This is a genomic window from Erythrobacter longus (assembly GCF_000715015.1).
GTDB classification, from domain to species: Bacteria; Pseudomonadota; Alphaproteobacteria; order Sphingomonadales; family Sphingomonadaceae; genus Erythrobacter; species Erythrobacter longus.
Genome location: NZ_JMIW01000005.1, coordinates 1 through 8,804 on the forward strand (window position 1 = coordinate 1; position 8,804 = coordinate 8,804).

The 8,804-nt window shown below is 59.4% G+C and carries 8 protein-coding genes; all 8 read right to left on the bottom strand.

Annotated features, from left to right (window positions below):
* Positions 1-889: Eco57I restriction-modification methylase domain-containing protein (locus tag EH31_RS11205; protein WP_199797030.1), on the bottom strand; the 889-nt coding region annotated here is incomplete at its 3' end.
* Complete coding sequence (locus EH31_RS11210; RefSeq protein WP_034960510.1) at positions 886-1,536, bottom strand: DNA methyltransferase; 651 nt, start codon at positions 1,534-1,536, stop codon at positions 886-888. The genes EH31_RS11210 and EH31_RS11205, both read right to left, overlap by 4 nt.
* A gap of 90 nt (positions 1,537-1,626) precedes the next feature.
* The gene (locus tag EH31_RS11215; RefSeq protein ID WP_034960511.1) at positions 1,627-2,505 is read right to left on the bottom strand and encodes an ArdC family protein; all 879 of its coding nucleotides are present in this window, start codon (positions 2,503-2,505) and stop codon (positions 1,627-1,629) included.
* A 221-nt stretch (positions 2,506-2,726) separates the two neighbouring features.
* Entirely contained in the window at positions 2,727-5,474 is a 2,748-nt protein-coding gene (gene mobF, locus EH31_RS11220) for a MobF family relaxase (RefSeq protein ID WP_034960512.1), read from the bottom strand.
* Positions 5,474-7,327: a type IV secretion system DNA-binding domain-containing protein gene (locus EH31_RS11225; protein ID WP_081853373.1), complete on the bottom strand. Its 1,854-nt coding sequence runs from the start codon at positions 7,325-7,327 to the stop codon at positions 5,474-5,476. Before EH31_RS11225 ends, mobF begins: the two co-directional genes overlap by 1 nt.
* Positions 7,324-7,695, bottom strand: coding sequence for a hypothetical protein (locus EH31_RS11230; protein WP_034960513.1), 372 nt, complete (start codon positions 7,693-7,695; stop codon positions 7,324-7,326). Before EH31_RS11230 ends, EH31_RS11225 begins: the two co-directional genes overlap by 4 nt.
* A 207-nt stretch (positions 7,696-7,902) precedes the next feature.
* Entirely contained in the window at positions 7,903-8,415 is a 513-nt protein-coding gene (locus tag EH31_RS11240) for a hypothetical protein (protein ID WP_034960516.1), read from the bottom strand.
* A 42-nt stretch (positions 8,416-8,457) separates the two neighbouring features.
* Positions 8,458-8,649: a helix-turn-helix transcriptional regulator gene (locus EH31_RS17290; protein WP_081853374.1), complete on the bottom strand. Its 192-nt coding sequence runs from the start codon at positions 8,647-8,649 to the stop codon at positions 8,458-8,460.
* Between the last annotated feature and the right edge of the window lie 155 nt (positions 8,650-8,804).

Sequence of the window (8,804 nt, forward strand, 5' to 3'; positions counted from 1 at the left end):
TCCTCAAAAAGCAGTCTTGAATCAGAACCAAGCCCGTTTGGGAATCCCTTTTGTCAACACGGCCTAGAAAATCGTCAATCGTCCGCAGTCGGTCATCTGACAACATTGCCTCGCGAAAATCATCAAGACCTTTGCCGCCAGAGAACCATCGGGATGGAATGACCATACTCAAATAGCGCGGTTCAAGACTCTTCGCTTGCTCAACGAACTTCTGGTATATTGGCGCTGCGCTAGTGCCGTGTCCCCCATCATCCAGTTGATACGGTGGGTTCCCTATGATCACGTCAAACTGCATGTCTTCCCCAAATATTTCGGCAATGCGAACCTTGATGTCATCAGTGTGAATGAAGGCATATGCATGGCTCTCTAGAGTATCACCACGGTCCAGAGCACTCTTACTTGCTCCGCAGTATCGGCATCTCTCGCCATCCCATGAATGTTCGACGCGCTCGAACCAGATATTGCCATCGTCATTGGAAAATCCTTTGGCGACCGAGTGCTCGCCGGAAGCGTGCTTGGAGCAATAGAGGCTGCGGCGCGCCAGCAGGCTGGTCAGCCGCGTAATTCCGATGCCGAAAATCTGCTGCGTCAGGATATGGTCAACGCGGGTTTGCAAATCCGGGATTTCGGTTTCCAGCCCAGCGATCAACCGTTTCGCAATTTCCCGCAGGAAGACACCGGATTTCGTGAACGGGTCCAGAAACCTCACCGAACTGTCGGCCCAGATGCTGGCGCCATCATTGTCTGCCGCCCATGCCTCTGCCAGCGTATCCAGCATCCGGTTGGCAAACTCCGGCGGGGTGAACACCTCGTCGTTTGACAGGTTGGCGATGCAGGTCAGCACATCGGGGTTGCGCCCTCGCAGCGCAAAGCTGGCCTGTTCAATCATGCGCTCGCCCCCATTCCGTAATTCGCCGTCGCAAGATCATGCACACTCATGGGCGGAAATGTCTTCGCAGGCGTGAATATCTCGTGCTTGCCCAATGTCGAGAACAGGGAATCTTCCGCGCTGAAACTCGCCATGCCGGTCAGCACATCAAGCCGGAAATCGCGGCGTTGGAATTTCCCTTTGCCAAGATAGCCCCACTCGACCACACAGATCGGCGCATCATCAATCGCGCGCATTCTCATCGCATCCCCGTGAACGAGATTGAGCGAAAGGACATGAGCGGCGGCACAGTAGAGATCGTCGTCCGCGCCTAGTGCCAGATAGTCCGCGAGTACCTCCAGCATGTTGGCGCGGCATTCCGCGATATTGTCGGCCAGCAATTCAATGCCGTAGCAGCACATTAGGGCGAGCAGCGCATGATGATGCTTCTCGAAGTCCGACTTGCCGAATTTCAATTCTACGGCGGCCAGCTTGCGTTGCAGGATCGGCACGAGAAAATTGCCGCTGCCGCAGGCGGGTTCAAGAAAGCGGGAATCAATCCGCTCCGTCTCACCCTTCACAAGATCGAGCATCTTCTCGACCAGCCAAGGCGGTGTGAATACCTCCCCGTGATCGACAACGCGCTGCTTAGACTTGATTAGATTCATGATAATACTTCGAAATGATGTTCGCAGCCGATCTGCCGTCTCTGGAGGACGATAGACCGGACCGCAAATTCTCTCAACGTATTGCTCGACCTAATCCGAGCTCAAGAATTCAGCAGCCTTCGCCGCAGCGCTCGCGGCCGTGAAGATCGCCCGATTGTCGGCCTTCAGCACCTTCAGCCAGCTCGCGAGGTAGCTGGCGTGATCCGGGCGCGGGCTGGTGGAAAGGCCAAGGTCGCCGCAGAGGAATGCTGAGCCAAGCTCGGCCACCAGTTCTTCCATGGCATAGGCATTGTCGCCGAACCGCTTGCCGAATTTCCGGGCAAGGCGGTGATCAGCGCCAGACCAATGGACCAGCTCGTGCAACAAGGTGGCGTACCAGTTTTGCGCCGCGCTGCCGCTGGCGGTCGCGAAGAAGCGCTCGCGGTTCGGCATGGTGATGGTGTCGGTCGCGGGAGTGTAGTGGGCGCTGTCGCCGTAGATGTGTACGGCGGCACCGGTGGCAGAAACGAAAGCGTCCGCTTGCGGGATAGGGTCGAAGTCTTCGCCGTCCGGCACTTCGGGCAGGGCGTAGCCTTCGACCTGGCTGGCGTTAAACACGTGTGAGGCCTGCGCGAAAATGCGGGCCGAACTATCCGATTCTTCGGCTTGATCGTCATCGCGCTTTTCGAAGACCTTGTAGAACACGATGGGTGAAGCCTTTTCGCCCTTGCGAACCTGGGCACCAAGCGACTGCCACTGGCGATAGGTTGCCCAGAGACCATGTCCGAAGTCCTGCGCTTCGGCGCTAGCCCAAAGGGCGAGCACGTTGACGCCGCGATAGGCTTTTCCAGTTGCCGCATTCATGGGGCGCGAAAGCGGCGCGGTGCTGCGATGCCAGGGGAGCGAGAAAGTATCCGTGCCGCGTTCAAGAGCGGCGATGATCTGGTTGGTGATCGTGTCGTAGATGCTGGCGGTTGTGGTGCTGGCCATGGTGAAAGTCCTTCGTCCAATCGTTGGGAACGCGGATGAAGGGACGGGCCGGATTGGCCGGACGGGTCAGCGGTTACGCGGAACAGGCAACACGGGAGGGCGTGAGCCCGAATGGAGCGGGCAGGCTGTTGATCCCGCCCGGCACGGCCTGTCGAAGAGGAGCAGTTCATTCCAACGGCAGGACGAAGGACGCCATGGCCTGCCGCCGCCAAGTCGTTTGATCAGCCCAAACCAGCACCCATTGCCTTTGACTTTCCAGCCTCGGGAGTACTCGCGGCCATGGCCGTCTGCTTCTCGCCCGCGCGTTCGTAGATCGCGTGGACAAGCCGGTCCTTGTCGTCGGTGACAACAATTGCTTCAGCTTTCGCGCGTGACAGCGCGACATAGAGCATCTTTTGGTCGACCAGATTGGTGGAGCGGCTATCGGCGTGGATCAGGACGCGCTCGGCGGTCTGGCCCTGCGCGGCGTGGGCAGTCTGGACATAGGCATGACGCAAGTGGGCATCGCGAGGGTCGGAGATGTCGAGCTTCTGCTCGCGTCCGTTGGCGAGCTTCACCGTTGCCAGGCCACGGTCGGAATCGATGCTGGTGACGGACCCGCCCAACCCGTTGACCCGCCCCGTCTCGCGGTCGTTGCGTGTGAACTGCACGCGGTCGCCGGTGCGCAGCTCCATCGGCTTCGGCTCGAACACTTCGGCTTTGCCTGCGCCCCACTGCCGGGGCTGCCAATCAAGCGAACGGCCATCGCGTGCTTCCAGAGCAATGCGCCCGCGCTCGGGATTGATAGCGTAAATCACGAAGGTTTCGCCTCGTCGCACGCCCTTGGCGGTATAGTCGCGGCTGAACCTAACGACATCGCCGATGGCATAGCTTGCTGCCTCGCGCGCTTCCGCACGGGTGAGACCTTTCGCTTCAAGCGCATCGAACTGCACGGCCTCTACCGACAGATCACCGCGCTCGGTCAGTTTCGCGCGTATCATGCCGGTGAGCTGGTCGCGGCCTTCGCGCGATGGCTCGATCACCAGCGTTCTTGCGCGCTCTGCTGGCGACAAGGCCAGATAGTGCCGGGCCATCTTCTCAAGGCGCTCGCCCGGTGTTGCGCCTTCGATCACCTCGCCGCCGCCACGTTCCAGCGCGGCGAGAGCCTTGCCTGCGTGGCCTTCGATCGACGCCATGACGGCTTCGCGGGTGTCGGCATTGGTCTGCCGGACCACATCGGCAAGCTTCGCGGTCGCCATGCCTGCTTGCTGCAACTGGGCAAAGGCAGCGCCTGCACCGACCGATCCCAATTGCTTGGCGTCACCTACAAGAACAAGTCGGGCTCCAGCCTTGTCGGCGTGGGTCAAGAGCTTCGCCATGTCGTGCGCCGAGACCATCGAGGCTTCATCGACTATCCAAACGGCATCCTTCCCAGCCGTCTTCGCCTCCGGTGCGAGCAAATGCCGCGCCACGGTGTCACCGCGCAGACTCAGGGCATCACCCAGCACAGTGGCTGCCGATGCGGTTGGCGCAAGCGCAGTTACGGCAAACCCGTGTCGCTCGGCCTCGCGCGCATAGGTGGCGAGCACCGTCGTAGTCTTGGCAGTCCCGGCATAGCCCTGAACGGCGGCAACTCGGTCGCGCGAAGTGAGCAATTCTGCGGTCGCCCGTTTCTGGTCATCCGTCCAGGCATAGCCGGATCGGGCTGACTGTCGTGCAGCCCGCTCGATGGTTCGTGCTGCCGCCACCGGACTGGCGAGCGATTGCACAATGCCGCGTCCGGCTTCCTCAAGCCGCAACATGGCGCGTTCGGTTTCTATGGCCCTCGGCGTCGTGAACCCGACAAACTCCGCGCCGCGCCGGTCAAGGAAAGTGCGCGGGACCAGCTCGCCGCGCTCTCCGGCCTCGGCAATGGCCATGCTGATTGTATCGTGCCCCACCTTGCCAAAGGCAAAGTCTCCGGCCTCGCGTGCCAGAGTGCTGGCCGAAAACACCGCCTCGCGTTCGGACAGCTTGGCAGCGGCCCATGTTACTGCCTGCCGTGCCAACAACTCCGGGCTGGTGGTTGCTTCGTTGCTCTTGGTCCGCCCTCTCGCTTCGCTCATTAGCCGGTCTCGCAATGCCTTGTCGAACCCGTTGGAATCTGCGGTTGCTCGCCAATTGGCGCGCAAGGTACGGTGATCCGCACTGGTCTTGGCTTCCCGCGTATCGAGCGCGGCGATCTGCTTTTCGGCGGCGCTCGCTTCCGCGCGGCTCGTGCCGCGCTCGGCAAGTCGGGCATCGATTGCTGCGGTGCGCTGGCTCAGTGCATCGATGGCCTTGTCCGGAACACCTGCGATCTCGAACAGCGAATCTTTCCCTGCCTCGATCCGATAACCCAGCGCGCCAACGCAGTGCGCAAGCTCCTGACGGTAGATCGCGCCGATTTCCTTTTGCAGCTGGTAGAAAGCGCGTGGCTCCAGGCTACGCCAGTTGCCATCCTTGTCCTCGGTCGCGTTGAGGATTACCCCATGAGTATGGAGTTGGGGGTCTTGTGACCGGCTCGTCGCATGACGGAAAGTGGCAATTGCAAGATTGCCGGTAGCCTCGCGTCGGACTTCACCGTCCTGCCTGATCCGTGTTGCCGCCATGTGCGTTTCGACATGGGCAAGCGCCGTCTTTACCGCTTTCCCATGCGCCTTGATCAGCCGCTTGTCTCCAGCAACCTCAGCCATGATCGAAACTGACTTTGGAGCAGACAAGGTAATGTCCCAGCCTGGCCGGTGCTCGACCTTGCCATCACGGGTTTTGCCAAGCTGCTGTCCGGCCATCCGGCCTTCAAGCATCTCGCCGAATTGCTTGCGGTCGACCTCTCCGGACAGGCCAAGCTTCTCCGCCGCCTCCCCAAACCATTCGGACGGAGCCATACCGCCTTCGGCATAGTAGTCGTCGGCCTCATAGTAGCTCGCAGCCTGAGCTGCGCTTGACAGGGCAGAGACAGTGGCGACCATTAAACGGGCCCTTGCTGACTACCGCGCCCAGACTCGCTCTCTGCCTCGCCCTCGTCGACCTGTGAGCCTTTGGCGATCTCACTCACCTTGCTCCAAAGCGTGTCCGCAGGATCGCCAGGGATGTAGGCAGGCTGGCGCGCTTCTCCGCGCTGCGTGATGTGATCAGCGGTAAGACTGATCTTGGTGACCGGCAGGCCATCTGGCAGCAGCAAATAGCCTTTGTAGGGACTCAACCTAAGTTCACTTTCGAGCACCGCTGCACGAAACTGGCGCTGCGTTGCCATGGTCGTTCGCGGGCCTTGATTATTGATTGCCAGCGTATCGGTTGCAACGCGCATTTCGATCTCACATTGCCCGATGGTTTCGCTCGCCCACTTGCGTGTTTCCTGGTCGACGGTTTGCAGGAACAGCTTGGTGTTGCAGCAGGCGAGCATGGCTTCGGCAATGTTCGCACCGTAGCGATTGCGCATCTGCCCGAGCGCCTGAAAGGTGAGCACGATGGCCGCACCAAACTTGCGACCTTCAGGCAAGAGGCGGGCAAGGTTTTCGACACGGGGGAGGTCGGCTAGTTCGTCGAGCACGAACCAGATGCGGCGGTCCGGCGATGGCGACAGACCCAGCACCGCACTTGCTGCACATTCGAGCCAGCACGCCATCAGCGGCTTGGACGCCTCGAAATAGTCTTCCTTGCGCGGCACAAATATCCAGGGCTTTGCGCCCTTGCACTTGTCCAGGTTGACGATGAATGTACGGAAGGCAAAGGGGTCTCCCTCATCCTCTTTCAGCTTCAAGAACTGGATAAGGTTGGCAGCTTTGGCGAGCATGAACAGTACGCTTCCCGTTGCCCGATCTGCATCATCTGCAAAGGTGCGGGCAGACGAAGTATGCCCCAGCCATTCCTTCAACTGCTCCTTGCTTTTGACCTGTAGGGCTTCCAGCAAAGCTTCAAGGCTGCAGTTCTTTTCTGCCCAAAGTGATCGCATCATATTGGCGACAAGAATGCGGCTTGTCTCAAGCCAGACATCGTCATCCTCGCTGCCTGTTTCTGCTACCAATTGGCGCGCGATGCGGTCTGCATCAGCCGGGTGCGAGATCTCGTCAAAAGGAGACCAATAGGTGCAGCGCGCATCGAAGGGATTGAGTATTATGTCGCCGCGCGCTGGGTTATAATAATGGGCAATGAACTCGCCGCTGGTGTCATAGACAAGAGCGGCCTCGCCGCGCGCTTCTATGCCATCCAGCATTTGCCGCAAGACAGTCGTCTTCCCGCTTCCGGTCGTGCCCAGAAAAGCAAAGTGACGGGTCTCCATGCGCTGCGGGATCGGGACTGGACCGATGCGAAGAGTATCCCTTCCACTAAGCAAAGTGGTCTGAGCAGCCACATCCGCTTCATCCGCCAGACGGGTACCACCAATGACCCTGTCGGCGAGCGTATCTTTGCCTTGCTCGGACATGGTGCGCTTGATGAAGTGGGACACCAAAAAACCCGTCCCGAGCCCCGCAAGCGCGCCGCCGATGACCAGTTTTATCGCCTTGTTAAATGTCGCGGCGACAAGGGGCTCGCTGGCAAAAGCCGATGCGGATACGGTCCAGCTTTGGCCGTCCATCGACACCTTCATCATCATGTCTTTGCCAGACAGATCACCCAAAAGGGTGAGCAGGCTCGCTCCCATATATTGGACCGCAACGGTAAGCTCTTCGGGCATCAGACGGAGCTGAGGGACAACTATCGCCCCAGCCAATGCCGAGATGAGAATAAGCTTGGCAAAGAAGCCAAAGCGCTGCTGCCAGTGCGCCATACGCACCCGCCAGAGGGCATGGGCGCGGGTGACAAAATCGGTCCCAAAACTCATGACTCGGCCTCCAGCGCAAGGGAGCGTTGCCGCTCAAAAGCAGCCCGTGCTTCAGCGGCAATAGCCTCATCAGACTGCTTCTTTCCAAGCGCTGCACTTCGCGCATAGGCGTAGGCAGCGCAGGAGGTGAACAGAGCGCGGTCAAGCACCCTTTCGGTCTCTGCCAGGCGCTCCGATATCGAACCGATCTCGCCTGCCAGCTCAGCCAGATCGGTCTCTTTGTCGGTGCCGTGCAGCAGCGAAAGCAAGCCCGCTTCCACCACTCTTGCGAGCATAGCGTATTGGGACAGGCCTCGCCGTTTCGCAAAGTCCGCAAGCAGCCTGTGTTGTGACGGATTGAGGCGCACCGTCTGCGCCCGCGCACTCATCGGTTCGCCTCGATGGAGATGCTATCCGCCATCGCGAAGAATGGCGGAATTGCGAAGGTCTGCAACAAGCTATCGTCGCGAGGTGCTATCAGCATCTCACTAAACCCGCAGAAATCCTCGATGCACCCGTGCGTGGGGTGTGTATCCACTTTCTGGGCTCGATGCGTAGCATCGCGGCCCTCTCGTTCTTCTATTTTAGAGAAGTTTCTATCCATCGCAGACCTCCTCCCTTTGTGCCGTTGGAGGCGTCGCAGACCGGATCAGATTGCGAGCGAAATCGTCGTCAAAGTAACGCTCGCGGGACTGGCGGGAAGGCAACTGGCGTTCCGCCATATCGGTACACGTGAACCAGCGAAGCAATGCGTGGTCGATCGCTGTTCGAACTTCATCTGCAAGCAGGTTGGTCTCTTCTGGCGTGAGGTCCAGCCACCCGAATTCGGTGCGAAGCTGGCTACCAAGCGGATACCCGGTTCCATCTCTGCTTTGGTAGATTGGACCTTCGACCGTGAGGCCGCAATCGTGGCCCTCAAACCTATCTAAGACGGGACGCTCATACCAGAGCCAAGGCCCTAGTGTATGCCTCCGGGAGCGCCCATCGGCGTTTTCTTCAACAAGCAGCTCAACAAGTTGGGCAGTGCGCTCCTTGTCATCAATTGGAGCGCGGACGATGATCCAGCCCTGCTTCAGCAAGGCCGTCTTGATCCATGATCGGATAGACATTTGGGAGTATCTTTCTGCGGACCATTGCCCGCATTAGCGGGGTCAATAGCGGCGCAGAGGGAGGGCCTCGATCCAATCGTCGATATCCGTCGACCGCCAGCGGATACGTCCGCCGCCAATATCTATCGGATGAGGAAAGACACCCTTGCGAATGCGTCTCCAAATTGTGGTTCGGCTGCGAATGCCCGTGAGACGCATGACCTCATGGCAAGTAAGTAGTTCGATATTCGACATGACAGATTCCTTTTCTTGAAGGGTCTGTCACCGTTGCCGCACTCCCCTGCGACGTTGGGTTGGTTCTCAAATTGCTGTTGCGGACCTTGCGATCAGATACTCAACTCAGCGCCACCCTTGGCTTAGGTGACGTGAGCCAACCTACGTGAATCGCA